The organism is Okeania sp. SIO3B5 (assembly GCF_010692555.1).
In the GTDB taxonomy this organism is placed as follows: domain Bacteria; phylum Cyanobacteriota; class Cyanobacteriia; order Cyanobacteriales; family Microcoleaceae; genus Okeania.
On sequence record NZ_JAAHHG010000141.1, the window covers coordinates 1 to 21,240 of the forward strand.

A 21,240-nucleotide genomic window follows, 5' to 3' on the forward strand; every position below is an offset into this window, starting at 1 on the left:
AAGATGCGAGTTGCTTCCCCTGGCGTTACATAATTTTTGCTCATTTCCTTTCCTTTGGTGTTTTCATTTTCTATTTTAACAGTATTTGCAGGAAATTGCCAGGGTTTTAAAAATCTAGTCACGCACCACCACTGAAACCCACATTCCGCACCACAAAATGTAGCATAAAAATCTAAGTCAAAAGTTAAGAAGTCAAAAGTCAAAAGTAAGAAGTCAAAAGTAAGAAGAAAATTATAGTGATCAGATAGAATCCGGTTATATAGTTACACTTAGGACGAAAGAAGGCAGAAGGCAGAAGAGAATATTGGTTTAAAGGGAGAAAGTTTTTTTGTCACTAATTACCCGGACATGATATTATTATCATTTTTGACCCTGAAATAATTCTATTTAGGGCTTGCTGATTAAATCTAAAATAATTACCAGATAAAGGTTTTAGCCTTTTTAGGTATTGAAAAAGTACATGGTTTTCAGCTCTTAATGCTCAAAAAGGAGCGCATTTTTAGCGCATAGTTGGGCAAAAAAATTCTCCCCTACTCCCCTACTCCCCTACTCCCCTACTCCCCCGCTCCCCTACTCCTTAAAAAAGACTTTTTCAGCTTCTTCCCTTCTGCCTTCTGCCTTCTGCCTCCAGCTCCCGCTGCCTTCTGCCTTCCTTCCTCCAAAGTGTAAGTACTCAACCAAACATGATATTACCCAGGAACCTGCCATATTTTAATTGTCCGATCATTACTCCCACTAGCTAAACTTTTACCATCCCGACTAAACATCACCGAAAATACATCACTTGAATGGCCCTCAAGAGTTTCCAACAATTCTCCAGTAGTCACATCCCATAAATTAATAATCCCATTGCGATATCCACCCGCAACAATTTTTCCGTCCGGACTAAACACAACAGACAAAACATCGCTCATACCATATTTCAAATTCTGTATAGGTGTCGAAATAAGTTCCCCTCCATAAACCTGCCATAACTTAATCGTGCCATCCCTACTACCACTAGCTAATGAGCCACCATCTGGACTAAAAACAAGCGATCGCACCCAGTCAGAATGACCCTTAATTGTAAACAGCTCCTTCGCCTTCTGAAAATCCCATATTTTAATTGTTTGGTCGCGACCGCCACTTGCCAATATCCCACCATCTTTATTGAAAGTAACACTACAAACCCGGTCTTTATGCCCAACTAGAGTAAACCAGCGTTTCGCCTTCTGCAAATTCCAAACTTCAATTGCCTTATCCCTACCCCCACTGGCCAATGCCTGACCATCTGGACTAAATGCCACTGCATCCACCCAGTCAGAATGACCGATGAGAGTAAACCAGCGTTTGCCTTTGTTCATATCCCAAATTTCAATAGTCTTATCCCGACTCCCACTGGCTAACATTTCTCCATTTTCACTAAATGCCACAGTTTGTACAGAGTCGCCATGACCAGTAAGAGTATACCAGCGTCTGCCTTTGTTCATATCCCAAATTTCAATAGTCTTATCCCGACTCCCACTAGCTAAAATTTCTTCATTCGGACTAAATGCTACTGAATTTACCGAGTCAAAATGTCCGGTCAAGGTAAATACACATTTCCAAGTTGACTTTTGCGGTTGAGGTAGAACTGTCGGTTGGATAATATGAGGTGGTGCAGTTATGGAATTATTTGTTTGTCGAATTGGTGTGTATGTAGATATTGGTGTTCTAGTGGGGGTGGGGGTAGGAGATGGCGTTGGTCTTCTGGTTGGGGATGGTGTGGGTGGAGAAATATTAGGGAGAGTAGGGAGTTTCTGTTCTGGGTTTAATTCTTTCATTACCTCAGCAGCAGACTGATAACGCATTTTTGGGTTAGTGGCCAGCATTTTATCAAGAATTCTCGCTAACATACTATTAATAGACTGATTCAAATAATCTCGCCACACCCATTTATCTTTCATTACATCAAATAGATCGAAAGGAGATACTTGAGTTAATAAATGAATACAAGTTACTCCCAAACTATAGATATCGCTAGCAAAAATAGCATGACCTCTTACTTGTTCTGGAGCTACATATTCCGGACTGCCAATTATTGTTCCAGGTTGCATTAAAGCACTTCCAGTAATAACTTTAGCTGCACCAAAATCAACTAATACTAATCGATTTGTATTAGTCATCCATCCTGTAGTTTGTGGTGGAAAACTACGACGAATAATATTTTCTGGTTTGATATCCCGATGAATTACTTTATGTTCATGAATAAACTGTAAAACTGGTAATAATTCATTCAATATTTGTTTAATTTGATTATCTTTAAATGGACCTTTTTGAGTTGATTCTTGAGCAAGATTAGAACCATCAATAAATTCCTGTACTAAATATTGATTATTATCCTGTTCAAAGTGAGCTAATAATTCTGGAATTTGTGGATGTTTGCCAAGTTCATCTAATCTAACTGCTTCTTGTTGAAATAACTCGGCAGCTTTTTTTGGGTCGCCAGTATTTTGAGGTAAAAATTGTTTAATTACACAAGGAGGGTGAGAAGGTTTGTCTTCATCTACGGCATAAAAAGTCCGACCAAACCCACCCCTTCCTATAGGTTTCATAGGGCGATATCTTTCTCTCAGCAGTAATTTTGCTCCACAGGCAAGGCAATATAATGTCCCTTCAGGATTTTGTGGATTTGGGCATTGAGGATTTAGGCAATAACTCATATTAATTAAGATTGGGCTACTATCTCTATGTTAATTCTTCCCTGGGACTGAGTGCTAATTGCCTTAATTAGACTATAAGTCTAGTGCCACTACACGAAAGTTAAAAGTTGTACGGGGGAATGGCCATTTGCTGACGCAAAGCTGCCGCTAACACCCGTAAAAAAGTCAAAAGTATTGATTTGTAATTGTTTTAGGATATTGAATGTGGTGTCGTTGGTACGATATTTTTTTGTCTTTCAGGTAATCAATCAGGCTTTTTTCCATATATTGGCCAATTTAGCTAACTAAATCTGCTCCTTACTTCATAGTTCTACACTTGGGGTCATTTCAGTTATCAGTTATCAGTTACAGCGTATTTTACTTTGATGAGGTACACCTACGCGAGCAAGATGCTCACACTGATAGGATTTAATTATTAATATCTGTACTTCATATACTTGGAATTTGCTGTATCAGTTATCAGTACCTCTGACTAAAGCCCTTAAAAGGCTATGCTTTATAAACATCTTTCTTAACATAAAACTTGACAAAATAAACAAATTATGTTAACGACTTTAAAAATCTTTTTCTAGAGAGAAAATGTATTTAAAAGTACATTTATTTTGAATAATCAAGTAGTTTTACTTAGATACTATGACTATTTCTCCCTTCTCCCCTTCTCTCCGTGTCCCCGTGTCTGGTGCGTCTCCGTGTGCTCGTGTCTGAGGAGTTCCTTATAAGGGATAGCCTTAAAAGGGGAGGCTTTGGACTTCATTTTTTGGCAAGAATGAAATGGCCTTACCTTGCTCAGGGGAGTTGGGCAATCGAACAAGGTAACAACATTGTCGATTTTCGACAAGATTTACAGCAGATTCTACCAAGCGTGAGATACACCTATCGCTGGCAAGATGCCCGCACTATAAACATTTAATTATTAATATCTGTGGTTCATATACTTGGAATATGCTGTATATTTGCTGTCGAAAATCGACAATGTTTTGATTTGCTTGTTCTAGAAAGGCTAAAATTTTTCAGCAGATTGAAAACGTGGAACAAACCCAATAGTCTGCTTGCTAAGGCTGGTTAGGGCGATCGAACAAGATAACAACATTGTCGATCTTCGACAATATTTATCTTCGCTGTCGAAAATCGACAATGTTTTGATTTGCTTGTTCTATTATTTATAGATAATCAGAGAAACCGTATATTTATCTAAAAGAAAAAAGTGCAAAACCTTAAACCATTATCACCAAATAGGAGAAAACAACTTTATGAATTTCCTCAAACAATTATCAACTACTGTTACTGGAGCAACAATTATCGCCTCAGTAACGGCAATGTCAGCTTTAAGTAGCAAAGCTGCCACAATTGTTTTTTCCGACTCGACTTTCAACGATGAAGATTGGAAAGTAACTTCCTTTCTTCGGGGTAACGGTCGAGTAATAACTGGCAATCAAATTACTTCAGGCGACAATCAATTTCGACAAATTATCAATACTTCTGATTCTGACCCAAGAATGACCTCATACACCATCGGGTTTCACCAACAAATCGGAGCAGTGTATAACCCTCAACTACAAGGAGCAATTTCTTCCCTAGATTACTCAGAAAACTCCATCTTATTCGGCGGCTATTATAACGGTCAAACTACTGGAGTAGCGTTAACACAGGATGGAAAAGTTTACGCTTTTGGGGTTGGCGTTACTCCAGAACGTAACTGGACAACTAAATCGGTTAACAATTTGCAAGAGAGCGATTTTTCTTTAGTAGGAAAAGTAGCTCAAGACCTAGATTTGCCATCAACAGTAGCACCAGTTGATTTTGGAAGCGGAACCGAGCGCCCAGATTTTTCCTCAACAGGGACACCTATTGAGTTTGGTTTCTTTCGTTCAAATACAACTTGTCCAACTTGTGGCTCATATAGAATCGTTGCTGGTATCGACAACTGGTCGGTGACAATTAAGACAGAAGAACCAGAAAAGGGATCAACGCCTGAACCCAGCTCGATGTTAGGCTTGTTTGCCTTGGGTGGTTTTGGTGTTTGCTCTCTTTTATTGCGTATATCGCAATAATACAATGTAATATATTTGTAGTTGAAAATTGATTATTCATTAAAGAGCGATCGCTCTATTCAGATATAAACGTCGTAGCTAACAATTAGATCCCCTCTAACCCCCTTCTATTAGGTGGTTTCGATCTTAATTCTCTTTTATTGCGACATACGCAATAATACAATGTAATATATTTGTAGTTGAAAACTGGTTATTCATTAAAGAGCGATCGCTCTATTCAGATATAAACGTCGTAGCTAACAATTAGATTCCCCTTAACCCCCTTCTACTAGATGGTTTCGATGTTAATTCTCTTTTATTGCGACATACGCAATAATACAACGTAATATATTTGTAGTTGAAAATTGGTTATTCATTAAAGAGCGATCGCTCTATTCAGATATAAACGTCGTAGCTAACAATTATATCCCCCCTAACCCCCTTCTATTAGATGGTTTTGGTGTTCATTCTCTTTTATTGCGACATACGCAATAATACAACGTAATATATTTGTAGTTGAAAATTGATTATTCATTAAAGAGCGATCGCTCTATTCAGATATAAACGTCGTAGCTAACAATTAGATCCCTCCTAACCTCCTTCTATTAGATGGTTTTGGTGTTCGTTCTCTTTTATTGCGACATACGCAATAATACAACGTAATATATTTGTAGTTGAAAATTGATTATTCATTAAAGAGCGATCGCCTTAACAAAACCAAACTGTAGGGGCAAATAGCCATTCGCTCCTACAATACCAAATTTCTATTTTTATATTATTCAAAAAATATCTACCAATTTCAGAGGTGTAAATTATGGGTTTATTCTGGAATAAACAAAACAAGCAAAAACAAAATCAATCTACCAAAAAAACAAGACGTAATACTTTTATCTTAGAAGAAATCATCAGCCCTAGTGCAGAATTTTGCCCCGCACCAACGGCTTATGTAAGCGGTGCTGCTTGTTTGGTTTTGGCAGCAAATCCAGATTTGAGTTTCCAGCAGGTCAAACAACTATTAACAGATACGGCCACAGATTTAGATGTGCCTGGATGGGATGCTAAGACTGATGAGGGATTAGTAGATATTAAAGAGGCAATTTCTCGCGCGCCATTTATCGAACCTCAAAATCCCGATTTTTCCCTACAACCAGATATTGGGCAGCCATTCAGTGGGGAAGATCGAGTCAAGACATTAGCTAGACCAGCTTTTTCTGGAACTGAGGCAGTTATTCAGCAACTGCAAAATACCCAGGAAACGTTGTTCGAGCAGTGGAATGTTTTGATAGATTTGGGCAACCCATTGACAAATCTGTCAGATTTGGAATTGGAAATTGAGGGTAAGATAACTGAGGCGTTGGAGAAATATAAACAAGTTAGTACGGATGCTGAGATTACTACTACCCAAGCACAACAGTGGGTGGAAGCTTTGGCTTTGGCAACTCAACATTATCAAATTGAGCAGGGGCGACTACAGGCGCTTTTGGCCAGACAACAAGAACTAGAGGAACAGTTATATCATGTCCGGATAATCAGTGAGAAAAAAACCTTTTCCCTTCTAAGCTTTTCTTTCCTTCTGCCTCCTGCCTCCTGCCTTCTGCCTTACCTTCTCCAAAGTATAAGTATTCAACCGGACATGATATTAGCAGCATCTGGGGAGGAAAAATCGGCTTTAGAAGCTGAAACGCAACAGTTGTTGGCTGAAATTAAGGAGAAGATTAACCTAGCAAAGTCTGATGTGACTGATGCACAGGCAAAATTGACTAATTCTTTTGCTAATGTGGATGACAGTATTGATGATGAAATTGCTGCTGATGAATTACCTCTTCAGGCGGAAAAAGATTTATTGGTAATGTACAACCCGGTGCAGGAGCAAAAGTTGGAAAGGTTGAATTTGTCTATTGCTGTAGCTGAGGCAGAATTACAAAGGCTCATTGCTGAAAAGTTGCCTGACCAACAGAAATTAACTGACGCGACTGAGGAAAAGTTACTGGCAACTCAGTCTGAGGTGGAGGAAATTCAGGCCAGGTGTTCGGAAACTCAGAGTAATTTGCAAAATTTCCTGGAAACTGCTGGTGTTCTGTTGCCTTATCGGGAACGTTTGACTGCTGTGGAAAAGACGATTCAACAGTTGCAGGATGAAAAGTTACAAACTGAGGAAATGATCCAACAGCTAACCGTTGCTTTGCGGCAAACCTCAAGCGATACTTTGACTCAGCAACTCTATCGCTGGCAGAATTATTTGGAAACTACAACGTTGGAGTTAGACTGGGCAAATTTGCAGAAAGACCAGTTAACTATGGCGGTTGCAGATTCCCCAGAAAGGTTGGCTATTTCTTCTCTAATTGAGGAATTGGAGGCAGCTAAAAATTCTACTATTGCGGATAATATACCAGTAGAGCAATATCTCAATCTTCTCCGTGGTATTGAAGGTAGGGAGGCAAATTTTCTGGAAGGGTTTGATAATTTAGAGCAACGTTTGGCTGCTGCTGAGACGGAAAAAGTTCAAGGGCAGGAGTCTCTGGGCGAGCTTTATGATCAGTATCGCAACCTTGGTTTGCAGAAAGTAGAGTGGGAAGATAATCTGATTCCGGCAAAAGAAAATCAAATTTGGGCAAAAGAGTTAGAGATTTTGGGGAGTGAGGAGGCGATCGCTCAAACTTATGACAGTTTAAATTATTTGGAAAGTCAGTTAACTCAGACGGTAGCAAAGGTGGATGAAATTCAGCGGCAGGAAGCGGTTGTCGCTGAAACTCAGGGGCAAATTACTGATATTCAGAATCAGATTAGTGCTAAGGATGCCGAGATTCAGGAACAACAATCTGTTGCGCAAGGTTATCAAAATCAAATTAATCAGGCTTATGCTGCTGCTAACCATCATGAACAACAACGGCAGTATCATCAGAATTATGCTAATTATTGGAATGGACAGATTGGCATATTCAAAGAAGCTTTTTATCTGATACATAATAAGGATGTTGCCGATCATGTGTGGGTCTTGGGATGGTTGTGTAGTGGTTGGCAACACTATTGGCACTGGGGTAGATTTGAAGGTCGTTCTCCTAACCCGGAAGCAGCAGCTAATAATGCAGCACAACAGGGAGATGTGGCAATCGTACAAACACAACAGTTAAGTGCTAGCTTGCAGCCAGAAATTGTCATAACCCAAGAGGAAATAAACAAACTCAACCAAGAAAAACAACCTCTAATTCAGCAACAACTACAACAGGAATTAGAAACTGTTGTACAACAGATAAACGCCTTAGAAACTAATATTCAGCAAGAGCTACAAAAAATAGAAAGCTTAAATAACCAATTACAACAACAGGAACAAGAGTTAGACAGATTAAACAGTGAACTAAATAATCTCAATCAACAAGTCTCACTCCTAAAACAACAGTTAATCGACAAATACCACGAAATAGAAATTACCAACAATTATCTGTCGCAAGTCAAAGGAGAAATTAAGCGCCTAGATAGTTGCTTAGAGCTACTAAACCGGACTGGAATCATTGAAAAACAATATCAAGATAATTGGCAGCAATGGCAAACAGCCAATCAAACCCGAACCGATGCTACAGAAGCCTTAATCGCTATCCGTAAAACAGGAGCAAGCGATCGCTCAACTACAGTTAACAAACATTTACAGCCATTACAAACCCAGGAAAACCAACATACTCAAACTATTGCTGCTGCTGAAGCTCAGATGCAAAACCTAGCCACAGAATTAGTACAAACGGCTCAACTTCAGGGAGATGCTTTACGTCAACTCGTTGGCTTTGGCATTCTGGCATCTGAATCCGATGTTGATTTCTTCTTAACACAAGTCGAGCCACAAGTCAATAGCTCCATCCAACAATTACGGGAGCAGGACACAGAATTAACTGCACAGGTAGAAAATGCCAAACTGCGGACTGCCAACGCCGAACAAAAATTAGCAAATACCACCGACAAAACCAGCAAACAAGCACTAACTAATTTAATAGAACAGTTGCAACGACAGGAGACAAACCTCGAAGAATTGAAAACACAAAATCAGAATGCAGCAGATGAACTAGAAGACTTATTAAACCAAGCTAATGCTGCTCTGACACTATTGCGGCAAAAGCAAGAAATAGAAATTCGACAAAAATTAGACAGTAACTACAAACGTTTACAAGCCTTAGAATCTCAAAATAAATCGCCCAAAACCGGGAGACAGAAATAGATGCAGCAGTGGAGGCGCGACAAGAAGAGAGAAAAATTGTATCCTTTGAAATTTTGAAATTTTGTACATCTTGCTAGAGTGAGTTAACCAAAAATATACAGTTGTAAATATTCTAGGCGCGACAATGAATTAGCCCAGGGGGAGTAGGGGAGTAGGGGAATAATTTTTTTTGCCCAACTATGCGCTCCTTAATGCACTCCTTTTTGAGCGTGAAGAGCTAAAAACTAATACCATTTCTCATGCATTCTTGCTACATCTCCTTGAGAGTAGGGAGTAGGGAGTAGGGAGTAGGGAGTAGGGAGTAGGGTAAAAAGAGATAAGATATCTTGGTTTAATGCCGATAATCGTCACAAACATTATTCAACCATTATTATTACTTAATAACTGAAGTCCTATGGGAAGTATAGCATTATTTTTGGGAATTGGTATAAGGTATTTCAGAGCTAAAAAGGCACTTACCTTTATCTGGTAATTATTTGAAATTTATTCAGCAAACCCTATTTATAGTTTTGGACTAGAAATTGTATAATTGTTAATAACGATGAGTCAACCCAACTGAACTTAATAGCCATGTCTGCCAAGGATGTTTATCACAATACAGTCAAGGTAGCCCTCCAAAAAGATGGTTGGCTGATTACCCACGATCCACTGGTGCTGGAGTTGTCTTCTAGTCGGCTGGAAATTGATTTGGGTGGAGAGCAGTTGATTGCTGCCCAGAAAGACAACATCCAAATTGCTGTTGAAATCAAAAGTTTTTTATCCCCTTCTACAACATCAGAATTTCATCATGCTTTAGGACAGTTTTTAAACTATCGAGTTGCATTAAAAGTCAAAGATCCAAATCGAGTTCTTTTTTTAGCAGTCCCAGTTAAAGTATATCGTAACTTTTTCTCTGGAGAACTAGCACAGTTGAGTATTTCTGAATACCATGTTAAGGTACTGGTTTTCGATCCCGAACAAGAGGTGATTGTACAATGGAACAATTAGAACAATATCGCCAATTGGTTCAGCAGGTATTACACAATAAGTATAAGCCTTCCTATGGAGACATAGAACAATTTACGATTGTCGATACCCAAAACGATCATTATCAGTTAGCAACTGTTGGCTGGGATGGCGATCGTCGCGTATTTAGCTGCTTAATTCATATTGATATCAAGGGCGATAAAATTTGGATTCAGTATGATGGTACAGAGGTAGGAGTTGCCAATGAACTGATTGAATTAGGAATACCAAAAAAATCTATCGTCCTTGGTTTTCACGATCCAAATGCTCGGAAGTTTACAGAATTTGCCGTTAATTGAAAACATCAAACGATCTGCCTGTTTATCCTAATCCTTAAATAGGGCTTGCTGATTAAATCTCAAAGCATTGACTGATATTGGGATTAGCCTTTTTTAGCTTGAAAAAAGTACCTGGTTTTCAGCCCTTCACACTCATACATGGAGCGCATTTTTGGGTGAGGGAGGCAGAAAAATCACTCTTGCTATAATGAACGACTACCTTCTCTATAACTCCCATTTCTCCTGACTTTTAACTACTCCCTACTCCCTTTTTCCCCTCCAGGGAGGGGTTAGGGGTGGGTCCCTACCTCAACAAAAAGACTTTCCATACGCAAACCCTAAATAAATTGGGTGTTAGGGTGATATCATGTCCGGTAGCATCGGAGCGTGTATAAAATCAAGGTGACACTCTTGAGAAAACCTTCTGCCTCCTGCCTCCAGCATAGCTGCCTTCCTTCCACCAAAGTCTAATTATTCAACCGGACATGATATGAATGGCCATTCACCCCTACAAAATAAATTAGCTATCTTTAGATGACTTCTGGTTTGAGCCAAGAAATAAATTTCTTGGCTTGGCTTGGCGGATGACTACTAAACGCCTTCTTCCTTCTTCCCTCTTCCTTCTTCCTTCTTCCTTATAAACTTCTTCTCAATAAGTTCCCCAGCTTTAATAGATTTCCGCAGCCAATTTAATTCCAAATCTAATTTTTCTGTTTCAGTTAATTCCCAATTATTGTGCTGTCGTCGCAAACGATTTGTCATATCATATAAACACAAAGCAACACTAACTGAAATATTAAAACTTTCACTAAATCCTTGCATCGGAATTTTTACGGATACATCTGCATTATTTTGGGCATATTCTGACAACCCATTAATTTCTGAACCAAACATTAACGCCACTTTTGTATTTACAGATAATTCTTCAATAGTTATTTGCTTTGTATGGGGGGTTGTTGCTGCTATAATATAACCCTCACTTCTTAATCTTTTTAAACATTCTTGAGTATTATTTATCCCTTGTTGATTATAACGATATAATGTTAGCCAGCGGTCTGAACCAACACTCACACCTTGAGTAACTGTGAATATATTTTTATTCTCTATAATATGCACATCTTGTACCCCAAAACTGTCACAACTTCGGAGTACAGCACTAGCATTGTGGGGTTGATAAATATCTTCTAAAATAACAGTAATATGGCGAGTTCTTTGCTGCAAAACAGATATTATTTTTTCCCAACGAGCATGGGTAACAAATTGACCTAAATAACTAATTAATTGTTGTTTTTCTTCTAGTTGCATTCAGCATTAATCTAATATTTATATTTACCGAAAAATTAAGGTATAAAGCTTCTCTATTAATGGATAAAAAAGCAGTCGAGGTATGGTGAGGAGACCTCGTCATATCCAATTAACCAAGAGAATAAAAAAAACTTTTGGTTAATCCTCCTTAAATTTACAGGAAGAGGTAATTATTAATTGTTAATTATTAATTGTTGAAATAGAAACTGCTACTGTAAACATTCAGCCATCAACTATTCCTTTTAGTTTATGATAAAAGCGTTATTAATTATCTTACTAGAAAAGTTGGCTCCCTTACCCTTAAATTCTATATTAATTTAAACAGTTTCCTTAAGGATAGAGTTTTGTTGCTGAAGTCCGCAGTTCCCGCAGGAGGCTAGCTGACTGCTAATAGCTGTTTGCGCAGCATTCCGCAGGAAATGCTTATCTACTATTTTCATCAATCGCTCTTAACTTTGAGTTTCTCTTTGTGCTTTTTTTTAGCAAAAAAACGTTCTTGCATTACTACTTTTAAAGTTGGCTTGGGAATATATGGTTTCACAAGTTCTTCTACAGCCATTTTCCTAGTTTCATTATTATTAACATTAACTTGATAAACAATATTATTATCAACATCTAATCCAGTTAGCCACCCACTACGAGGATGATAGGCACTTGTGTCAATATTCAGCCAACCTGGCCCACGAACTAACTCTCCAGGCTGAACATTATTAAAAGTAAAAGTTATAGTATGACCTATAATTATTAACTTATTGGGAAAGTAAGGCTTTTCAATAGAATGAAATTCTTTGCGAATCCAACAATATTCATGATAGGTTTGCTTTTGAATAGGTAATTGTGGATTTACCCCTGCATGAACTAACCAAATATCTCCTAAGTCTAGATACAGAGGCAGCGATCGAATCCACTCTATATCCTCATAAGGCATAATTCCTGTATCTCTATAACTTTCTACCGTTTCATTCCCTCCACTGTAAAACCAAGCTTCCCATGCTCCTTTTTTACCTCCTTTATCTGAGAGAGCTTGAATCATCATTTGTTCGTGATTTCCCAGGAGACACTGATAGGAGCTTTTTCTGACAAATTCTATTACTTGAGAACTTTTCGGGCCTCGGTCTATTAAGTCCCCTAAAAAGTACACATTTTCATCTTTTCCAGGGGCGATCGCCTCTAGCAAAACCATCAGACCATCATAATGCCCATGTACATCGCCAATTATAATACGTCTCTGTTTCATTTGTACTTCTAAAGATTTTCTATAATATCTAGTTTGCCTATATCTACTTCATTACATTAAATAAGGCGAAATAAACTTTTTTTTGTTAAATTTTAATGTTAGAAAATTTAATTCAAACATCTAAATATATTATTCATTTTATTTCTACATATTATAGCATAGTTTCTGAAGTCAACCGACCCGAATTTTCCGATAAATCCAGATTGTAACTAATTTGAAACAAATTGTAGCTTCAATTAAAATTCGGGTAGGCTTAAGCTAAGGCGCATTTTAAATGCGTCTTAGCAAGTCAGAAGTTATATAGAATCCGGTTGAATAGTTATTGTATAGTTGGGAGTAGGGGAGTGGGGGAGTGGTGGAGATCAAAGGCTTGAAGTAATTATAGAATTATCAACATATACTATATAACCGGATTCTATATTAGAAGTCAGAAGTTTGCTCAAATGTATATCGGGGTGGTACTGGAACAATAGATGTATATGGTCTTGTTCACCGTCAAAGCTTAGCAGCCTACAGTCTTGCTGTTCGCTCCAAACCTGCAAATATTTCATGTAGCCGTTCAATCATTGTCCCAGTAAAGACTTTATGCCTGTATTTTGTAGTTAATACGTTTAGGGGCTTTTAAGTCAGAGACAGACCTTCCTTTTGAATAAAAATCATTTTTCACGCGCTAATTATAAAATATTGTGTTTTAATCAGTGCATATTAAGATATTATCACCGATGAAGTATACTTACCAATATCGTATATATCCAGAGACTAGCCAGAAGTTGACACTAAACAACTGGCTCAGAATTTGTCGGTATTGGTATAACAGAATGTTAGGAGAACGTTTTAACTGGTGGGAGGAAAACAGATGTCCTATAAATGCTTGTCCTCTAATTTCTCATTTACCTCAATTAAAAGACAAACCAAATTACTATAACCAGAAAAAGCAATTACCAGAACTGAAAAAGGCTATAGTAGAAGTCAAACACTCAGGCGAGCATCTGGATTTTTCCCAAGCTTATTCAACAGTTTTGCAAGATGTTTGTAAAAGAGTAGAAGCAACATTTTCGCTTATTTGTAGCAGGCGATCATAATGGCAAACGAAGCGGTCAACCGAGATTTAAAAATCAATCTAGATATCGTTCATTGAACTTTCAAGAGTGCCGATGATTCTTGGTTAAAATTTTCATCAATTAATAGTAAATGGTTATATATATCAATTCCTAAAATAGGTTTGATTAAAGTCAGAACCCACAGACCAATACCTGATGGAAGCAAAATCAAACAAATTTCACTAACAAAAAAACTGATGGTTGGTGGATAAATTTAAGTTTAGAAGATAAGTCAATCCCTGAGTTGAAAACTGACAAGATTCAACCTACTTGGGAAAATTCAGTAGGTTTAGATGCTGTCCTAAACAAAGATATTTATTTAGCTACATCAGAAGGGAAGAAATTACCTTCTGTGAAACCTTTAAGAACAAACCAAGAACAACTAACCAAAGTATCCAAACGCAAGAACAAACGTAAAAATGGTAGTAAAGCTAGGCGTAAAGCACGCAAAACGCGAAAGTAAAATCCATCAAAAAATAGCTAGAAGTCGTAAAGATTTCCAGTATAAAACAGCCCACAAATTAACTCGGACAGGTAAAAAAGTTGTAAGCATTCAGCTATTAGCTGTCAGCTAGCCTCCTCCGGAGGAACTGCGTTAACAGCAACAAGACTCTCCTATTAAGGACAGTGTTTAAATTAAAATAGAATTTAAGGGTAGGGGAGCCAACTTTTGTAGTAAGACAATTAATAAAGCCTTTTATCCTAAATTAAAAGCAATAGCTGATAGCTGAAGTCCGCAGTTCCTCCGATAGGAGGCTGGCTGACGGCTGAATGCTTACAAAAAGTATTTTTCATAGAAAAGTTAAATCTAACAGGATTAACTCGTAGAAATAAAGCAAAACAAGATGAAAATGGAAAGTATTTGCCTAATGGTCAATCTGCTAAGTCTGGATTAAATAAATCTTGGCTTGATGCTGCGTTTAATCAATTCTTTCAAATACTAGGTCAGGTAGCCGAAAAAGCTAACGCTATAGTGATAGAATGCAAACCAAATTATACATCTCAATTGCTTTGTTATAGAGATGAAATAGTGTTTACAGATTGCAGCATCAGAGAGTATTTTGATGAAGAATTACAGTTGAAAATTGATAGAGATATTAATGCAGCAATCAATTTGAAACGAGTCGGGCTGGACTTGTTCGGTGACGATAAACCGCCGTCAAAACAAAGTGGTTATAGCTAAATCTAAAACTGCTTCTGTTTCTAAGGAAGTTCTGACCGTCTTTAAAAGGCATTTCTATGCCTACACAGAAAGCGGATGCGTCTGTGTAGGTAAGTCACTAAGTTCATGTCCGGATAATCAGCTATAAAAAAACCTTCTCCCTTTGAACCAATATTCCCTTCTGCCTTCTGCCTTCTGCCTTTCTTCCACCAAAGTGTAACTATTCAGGCGGACATGATATAAGTTCATGTCCCTAAAAATTTAGTTACTTAAAGCACGCAAGAATTTTTGAACTTCAGCTAAAAATCCTTTCCGTTGTGGTTTAGCAGTAGTTTGCCCTGAAGAAGTAGAGCTGTCTGTTTGAACTGTAGTAGTAGCTTGAGCTATAATTATTTCCAGCGTATCTCCCATAGGTTTTTCAGGCCGCTCTGCAATCAATTTATACTGGCCATTTTCCTCAAGCCAAACTTGCCACGGAGAAGGATAACAACGATACAGTGCTGCCTCACCAAAAGACTTGATATAATAGCAAGATTCAATAGTTTTAAGAAATCTTTCCCGGAGTTGACGTGCTGCATAACCAATTCCTACTATAGATATATCCTCTAATTTTGGAATCAACATCACAACTGGGCGATCGCCTGCTAGATTACATAATTTTTCGGCCTGGGCCACTTCTACCGAAGAAAGGGCAATTAACAGAAAAAATTCGTCTTCCGGTGCAATTTTGCTGTCAACTGGAGACCTGCTTGTACCAATATCTTCTACTTTTACTTTAAAGGGTGCTTCTTGCCAATCTCGTCTTGCCAATGCTGCGGCACCAGTATCAGGAAAGAAAACTTTTGGTTGAATACCTACTTCAAGTAAAGCAGGAATAAATTTGGCTGCTAGAGATTGAGCTTGAAGTTCAATTTCTGGAATAACTATTTCGATTTGGATTCTACTATAACCATCCTGGAGAGCTGCCTTAGCAGCTTCTATCCCTTGAGCGAGTGCCTCATCTATGTCATTGGGTAGTTTATTCATCTATAAAGAGCTATATTTTTCAACTATACTGTAATTGATAGAAGATGTTCTACAATCTTCACTACTTTTCATGATAAATAAAAGTTGAACAAAAGGAAAATATGACACATCCATTTGACTATAATTTAGAGACTCTTGAATCTTTACAAATAAGTCAAGTTGAGCCTAACCCTAATACTCGTAATGATCCATCTCAAATGATAGCAACAACTTTAGCGATAGGAGAAGAAGGTGGTGACATAACAACAGCTTTTGATGATTCAGAAAATGGTGGCGAACTTATAGCAACAACTTTAGCCATTGGAGAAGAAGGTGGTGCCAGTGAACCTATAGCAACAACTTTAGCCATCGGAGAAGAAGGTGGTAATCTTCCTGTACCAACGACTCTAGCACTGGGAGAAGAAGGTGGTGTCGATCCAATAGGAGTGCCACCCCAAGAACCGACAACTGAAGCTATAGGAGAAGAAGGCGGTTTTACGACTCCTATAAATACTATTACTCAACCAAGCTCAGAAGAAGGTATCGCAACAACTGAAGCACTGGGAGAGGAAGGTGGTATGACTCCAATAGGAGTGCCACCGGTAGAACCGACAACTAGAGCAGTAGGGGAAGAAGGTGGTGCGGCTCCTATCAATAATGAAACTCTTACTCAACCAAACTCTGAAGAAGGGATAGCAACTACTCTAGCACTAGGCGAAGAAGGTGGAGTCACTACTTTGGCAATAGGAGAAGAAGGTGGTGTTACTACTTTAGCAATAGGAGAAGAAGGTGGTTTTACTCCTCCTATTAATAATGAAATTATCACTCAAGTAGGTTCGGAAGAAGGTGATGTCACTACTTTGGCAATAGGAGAAGAAGGTGGAGATTTTAATGAAGAGATTTATCGGCAATCTTATCCTGATGTTGATGTTGCTATCAACACAGGAGTATTTAGTTCTGGTTTAGAACATTACATTCAGTTTGGACAATTTGAAATTGAACGCATTGGTTTTTTTACGGACAATGATAGTAATGATATTATTAATGCTTTCGGCAACAATACAAAAATTATTGGTGTTAGCGTTATTGGATATGACATCATCAACGATCTAATTATACCTAGTGATTCGGGAACGGGAGAAATTGATATATTAATTGGTACTTCGGGAACAGAAGGAGTAGATACATTTATACTTGGTTCTTCCACAGAGTCGCCTTTTTATGTTGGTTTTGGTGATTCAGACTTTGCTTTAATTCAAAATTTTGATGGCCCTTTAGATCGAATTCAGTTATCAGGAAGTTTGAATGATTACAGTGCTGAAATAGTGAATAATTCAGTTCATATATCTACTATTTCAGGAGATTTGATTGCGATCGTAGAAGATGTTTCATCTCTAGATAATTTAAACCTGAATTTTATTTAGTTAATAGACTTCTCCAGAAAAGAGGGAGTAGGGAGTAGGGAGTAGGGGAGTGGGGGAGTGGGGGAGTAGGGGAGATAAAGACACCTAGAAATAAAAATAAGAGTGCACAGTTTTAGCTGTGTCAGTCTAGTAGGGGGAAAGAATTGAGAATTTATGTGGGATAATTGATTTTATTTTTTATTATTGGAGATGTCTAATAATATCATGTTCGGTTGAATACTTATAATATCTGTGGATCGAAGGCAGGAGGCAGGAGGCAGCTATGCTGAAGGGAAAGAGCAAGGTTAGATCGCAGTTGTTTTTTTATAACTGATTATCCGCAATTCGCAGCTCCCCTGGAAGGGGAACATGATATAAGGGGGAAAGTGAAATTGTTAAGTAGAAATACATTTAAACTCATAATATCTACGTTTTTTTCTCCTAAGTCTTCCTTTTATTCCTGATTTCCTTCCTTCGGTGCCTCCTGACTCCTAAAAAATAGCCTAATATCATGTCCGGATAATTAGTGATAAAAAAACTTGTTCCTCCTTATATGATAGTTTTCATAAGGCTTGAAGTACATCAATGAATGATCCCCCGCGCATCCCCCTTAAAAAGGGGGACTTCCAGTTCCCGCCTTTTCAAGCTTATATGATAGTTTTCATAAGGCGTGAAGTACATCAATGAATGATCCCCCTAATATCATGTCCGGATAATTAGTGATAAAAAACTTTCTCCTTCTTTTCTTCTTTCTTCCCTCCTGAATTCTGTTTGCGTAGCATTCCGTAGGAAATTCTGAATTCTGAATTCTGAGTGTTTATTTATAACTGTTCAACCGGACATAATATAACTATTTGTAGCAAACAGTTGTCAAATTGGTATAGCACTACCCATTAAGGTTAGAACATTTCCCAATGCTGTTCGCGGAGCGTTTCCGCACCGAAAACCCTTTGACAGTCTACTGTTCCCTGTTCCCTATTCCCTATTCCCTATTCCCTAGCGCGTAGCGCCATATAACTTTAATGAACATTTTAATTCTGGGCAATGAAGAAGATATTCATGCTGCCCATCTCAAACAATCTCTAACAGAAAAAGGAATAACAGTTGATTATTTAGATACTCGTTTATTTCCTACTAAGTTAAAAATCACTTGGCAACCTCTTACTCACACGGGATGTTTAATATTTCCAGATGGCAGAAAATGGGATTTAGCAGATATAAATAAAATTTTTTGGCGGACTTTTGCCGGGGTTAATGTTCCAAAATTAACTGATTCATATCAGGAGAGAATAGCAGTTAATGATTCGATGGGTTTATTACGTTCTTTTATGCGGTCTCAACCTGAAAAATGGGTGAATAGTTGGGAGGCTTATGAATTTCATAAAGAAAAACCATTACAATTAAGTTTAGCCAATAAAATAGGTGTGACTATTCCAGCGACTATTATTACTAATAACGCTGATGAAATTTTAGAATTTTCTCAAGCATTTAAAGATGTAATTTTCAAACCTGTTTATGGAGGTTCTCATACTCAGTTTTTAATGAAAGAACATCTAGAAATTAATCGGATGAAATTAGCATTAAGCATTTCTCCTGTAACTATCCAAGAATTTATTCCCGGTACAAATATTCGTAGTTATGTGATTGGGGAAAAAGTTTATTCTGCTGAAATTAGGAGTAGTTCCTTAGATTTTCGGGAAGATCGACGAGCAAAATTAATCTATTTAGAAACACCAGAGGATATGAAAATACAATGTTTAGCTATTACTAAAGCATTTGGATTAAAATGGACTGGTATTGATTGGCGATTTAAACCTAATGGAGACTTTGTTTTCCTGGAGGCAAATTTTAGCCCAATGTTTCTTCATTTTGAAAGAGAAACAGGTTGTCCGATAACTGAGGACTTGATAGAATTATTAACAAGTTAAAATTAAACAAAAATATTTATAATAAATATAATTGTTATATATAAACAAGTTCATATAATTATTCTCAAGGAGTTGGTAATGTCTGTACAATTATTGCGACGATTATTTACTAAAGAGTTGGTAATGTCTGTACAATAAATTCATATAATTAATTATTCTCAAGGAGTTGGTAATGTCTGTAGAATTATTGCGACGATTATTTACTGTAGATGAGTATTATAAAATGCTAGAAGCAGGAGTATTAACAGAAAATGAACGAGTAGAACTAATCCGAGGAGAAATTGTCAAAATGTCCCCCATTGGTATTCATCACGCAAATTGTGTGGACAATCTTACCGAACTGTTCATTTTAAGTTTAGCAAAAACTGTTACTGTGAGAGTTCAAAATCCTGTAAGATTGAACGATAATTCTGAACCAGAACCAGATATCGCTTTACTGCAACGACGGCAAGGATTTCGTCGCACTCAACACCCTCAACCAGAAGATATATTTCTCCTTATAGAGGTGTCAGATACAACACTTAAGTATGACCAAGAAGTAAAAATTCCTTTATATACTGAGAATAATATTGTTGAAGTTTGGTTAGTAAATCTTCCTCAAAAATGTCTGGAAGTTTACCGACAACCTACTGCGAATGGTTATGAGATTGTACAGACTTTTAAGAGCGGTGAAACTTTGTCAATTCAAGCTTTGCCTAATATAACTTTTACTGTTGATGAAATATTGGGAGATTGAGACAAATTGTCAACATTAATTACTCAATACTATATAAATTTCTTCTATTTTGTAACCATAATTTCAAATCAAATCCTGTAGTTTGATTTATATAATTAAAGGCTTCGTTTCCTGAAATTACTTGCCAACCTCCCATAGAGCAAGCATTTATAGCTTGAGGCAAATTATCATTTCTAAGTATTAGTAAAACGGGGTTGTATCCTATGTTATTTAGTCTAACTGCATACTGCCTGAATTTCTTTAGAGTTCCTGAATCTCCCGAACCAATTCTATATTTTGTATCAATTGCATCCAACCCAACTACAAAGTCGCATAATTCATCATTACCATCTCGAATAGCTTCATTAAAATTATCACAAGTTTGTCTACAAATTTCTTTAACTATCCGTTCCCAACACATTCCTAATTCTCTGCCCCAATATTGTTTATTCCTTGCTTTAATTTCTTGATTTAGTCCAAATATAAGCATCAAATCATCTGCTTCTAAAGACTCTTGAGTAAATATTTTGGCAGCGAAAGATTGGCTGTATTTTTGTAAAATTATCTCTAAAGAATTATTTAATCGATCGTTATTCATTAGACATCTCCAGAAAAGAGGGAACAGGGAACAGGGAACAGGGGACAGATAAAAGGGGGGAGTAATTGATAATTTATGGATAATAATTGATTTTATTTTTCATTTTTGGAGATGTCTATTACACAATTTTTTTCAAAACAACTACCGTATCATGTTTGATTGTACTTGCCCAATTTACATTTCTAGGAATATTCAATTTGCGGTTTTTTAACAATAGATGAAAATGAAATTCTTCCTGGAAACCAACATCACAAACGATTTCTGTTAAAATACTTGCAACTGGAATATCAACGCCACAAATTTTACTAAGATCGCCTATAGAAAAACAATAATATCCCTCCGGTATTAAACAGGAAAAACAGCTTTTAAAATGTTGCTGCATATCCATAAAATACTTGTATACAACTCTTGCTCTAAGTTTATTTTGACCTGTAGATGCTTGATATTTTTTACCTAAGTAGATATCTTCTATTAACTTATCAAGAAGTTGATAACCAGTTTTACCAAGCTCCTTACATTCTTGCTTAGGTATTCTCTCTGTTCCTATTTCTTGAGAATATAAATTAAGTCTCTCTTGATTACTTTTCAA

Annotated in this window: 19 protein-coding genes and 1 pseudogene; 10 read left to right on the forward strand and 10 right to left on the reverse strand. The window is 37.3% G+C overall.

The genetic code is table 11. The features are described 5' to 3' along the window. The 4 genes from F6K54_RS19370 to F6K54_RS19385 all read right to left on the reverse strand — a co-directional run. On the reverse strand, window positions 1-203 hold a 203-nt coding region (locus tag F6K54_RS19370), incomplete at its 3' end, for a hypothetical protein (protein ID WP_293080625.1). A 367-nt stretch (window positions 204-570) separates the two neighbouring features. Further along, window positions 571-708 (reverse strand): hypothetical protein, encoded by a 138-nt coding sequence (locus tag F6K54_RS19375; RefSeq protein WP_293080628.1) that lies wholly within the window; start codon window positions 706-708, stop codon window positions 571-573. Further along, a complete protein-coding gene (locus F6K54_RS19380) occupies window positions 690-2,681 on the reverse strand; it encodes a serine/threonine-protein kinase (protein WP_293080631.1) in 1,992 nt (663 codons plus the stop codon). The genes F6K54_RS19375 and F6K54_RS19380 overlap by 19 nt, the downstream gene beginning before the upstream one ends. A gap of 1,000 nt (window positions 2,682-3,681) precedes the next feature. Then, window positions 3,682-3,816 carry a hypothetical protein gene (locus F6K54_RS19385; protein ID WP_293080634.1) on the reverse strand — a complete coding sequence of 45 codons (135 nt, stop codon included), beginning with the start codon at window positions 3,814-3,816 and terminating at the stop codon, window positions 3,682-3,684. A 115-nt stretch (window positions 3,817-3,931) separates the two neighbouring features. On the opposite strand from F6K54_RS19385, the gene F6K54_RS19390 reads away from it, so the two are divergent. The 4 genes from F6K54_RS19390 (at window position 3,932) to F6K54_RS19405 (ending at window position 10,219) form a co-directional block, all read left to right on the forward strand. Beyond that, the gene (locus F6K54_RS19390; RefSeq protein ID WP_293080637.1) at window positions 3,932-4,732 is read left to right on the forward strand and encodes a PEP-CTERM sorting domain-containing protein; all 801 of its coding nucleotides are present in this window, start codon (window positions 3,932-3,934) and stop codon (window positions 4,730-4,732) included. A gap of 793 nt (window positions 4,733-5,525) precedes the next feature. Then, window positions 5,526-8,915 carry a hypothetical protein gene (locus tag F6K54_RS19395; protein WP_293080640.1) on the forward strand — a complete coding sequence of 1,130 codons (3,390 nt, stop codon included), beginning with the start codon at window positions 5,526-5,528 and terminating at the stop codon, window positions 8,913-8,915. A 570-nt stretch (window positions 8,916-9,485) separates the two neighbouring features. Then, a complete protein-coding gene (locus F6K54_RS19400) occupies window positions 9,486-9,902 on the forward strand; it encodes an element excision factor XisH family protein (RefSeq protein WP_293080642.1) in 417 nt (138 codons plus the stop codon). Then, on the forward strand, window positions 9,890-10,219 hold the full coding sequence (locus F6K54_RS19405; protein ID WP_293080644.1) for a XisI protein: 330 nt from the start codon (window positions 9,890-9,892) through the stop codon (window positions 10,217-10,219). Before F6K54_RS19400 ends, F6K54_RS19405 begins: the two co-directional genes overlap by 13 nt. Window positions 10,220-10,789: 570 nt before the next feature. Here F6K54_RS19405 and F6K54_RS19410 read toward each other — a convergent pair. From F6K54_RS19410 to tnpA, 3 genes and pseudogenes are all read right to left on the reverse strand, one after another. Continuing rightward, window positions 10,790-11,503, reverse strand: a complete 714-nt coding sequence (locus F6K54_RS19410; protein ID WP_293080646.1) for an RNA methyltransferase — start codon at window positions 11,501-11,503, stop codon at window positions 10,790-10,792. A 439-nt stretch (window positions 11,504-11,942) separates the two neighbouring features. Beyond that, window positions 11,943-12,740 carry a metallophosphoesterase family protein gene (locus F6K54_RS19415; protein ID WP_293080648.1) on the reverse strand — a complete coding sequence of 266 codons (798 nt, stop codon included), beginning with the start codon at window positions 12,738-12,740 and terminating at the stop codon, window positions 11,943-11,945. 410 nt (window positions 12,741-13,150) lie between these two features. After that, a pseudogene (gene tnpA / locus F6K54_RS43805) lies at window positions 13,151-13,407 on the reverse strand (IS200/IS605 family transposase); the annotation flags it as partial. Between the two features lie 55 nt (window positions 13,408-13,462). Here tnpA and F6K54_RS19420 point away from each other — a divergent pair. The 3 genes from F6K54_RS19420 (at window position 13,463) to F6K54_RS19430 (ending at window position 15,023) form a co-directional block, all read left to right on the forward strand. After that, on the forward strand, window positions 13,463-13,822 hold the full coding sequence (locus F6K54_RS19420; protein WP_293080650.1) for a helix-turn-helix domain-containing protein: 360 nt from the start codon (window positions 13,463-13,465) through the stop codon (window positions 13,820-13,822). Window positions 13,823-14,084: 262 nt separating this feature from the next. Next, window positions 14,085-14,303, forward strand: a complete 219-nt coding sequence (locus F6K54_RS19425) for a hypothetical protein (protein ID WP_293080653.1) — start codon at window positions 14,085-14,087, stop codon at window positions 14,301-14,303. A gap of 399 nt (window positions 14,304-14,702) precedes the next feature. Then, the gene (locus F6K54_RS19430; RefSeq protein WP_293080656.1) at window positions 14,703-15,023 is read left to right on the forward strand and encodes a zinc ribbon domain-containing protein; all 321 of its coding nucleotides are present in this window, start codon (window positions 14,703-14,705) and stop codon (window positions 15,021-15,023) included. Window positions 15,024-15,263: 240 nt separating this feature from the next. Here F6K54_RS19430 and F6K54_RS19435 read toward each other — a convergent pair whose 3' ends face one another. After that, window positions 15,264-16,028 carry a DUF1995 family protein gene (locus tag F6K54_RS19435; protein ID WP_293080659.1) on the reverse strand — a complete coding sequence of 255 codons (765 nt, stop codon included), beginning with the start codon at window positions 16,026-16,028 and terminating at the stop codon, window positions 15,264-15,266. Between the two features lie 101 nt (window positions 16,029-16,129). Between F6K54_RS19435 and F6K54_RS19440 the strand changes: the two genes are divergently transcribed. The 3 genes from F6K54_RS19440 (at window position 16,130) to F6K54_RS19450 (ending at window position 20,074) form a co-directional block, all read left to right on the forward strand. Continuing rightward, complete coding sequence (locus F6K54_RS19440) at window positions 16,130-17,431, forward strand: hypothetical protein (protein ID WP_293080662.1); 1,302 nt, start codon at window positions 16,130-16,132, stop codon at window positions 17,429-17,431. 1,001 nt (window positions 17,432-18,432) lie between these two features. Next, the gene (locus F6K54_RS19445; protein WP_293080665.1) at window positions 18,433-19,338 is read left to right on the forward strand and encodes a RimK family alpha-L-glutamate ligase; all 906 of its coding nucleotides are present in this window, start codon (window positions 18,433-18,435) and stop codon (window positions 19,336-19,338) included. A 172-nt stretch (window positions 19,339-19,510) separates the two neighbouring features. Beyond that, on the forward strand, window positions 19,511-20,074 hold the full coding sequence (locus tag F6K54_RS19450) for a Uma2 family endonuclease (RefSeq protein ID WP_293080668.1): 564 nt from the start codon (window positions 19,511-19,513) through the stop codon (window positions 20,072-20,074). A 19-nt stretch (window positions 20,075-20,093) separates the two neighbouring features. Here the strand turns inward: F6K54_RS19450 and F6K54_RS19455 are convergent, their stop codons facing one another. After that, on the reverse strand, window positions 20,094-20,651 hold the full coding sequence (locus F6K54_RS19455; protein ID WP_293080671.1) for a hypothetical protein: 558 nt from the start codon (window positions 20,649-20,651) through the stop codon (window positions 20,094-20,096). Window positions 20,652-20,769: 118 nt separating this feature from the next. Further along, window positions 20,770-21,240, reverse strand: a 471-nt coding sequence (locus tag F6K54_RS19460; protein ID WP_366558171.1) for a hypothetical protein, incomplete at its 5' end; no start/stop codon positions are given.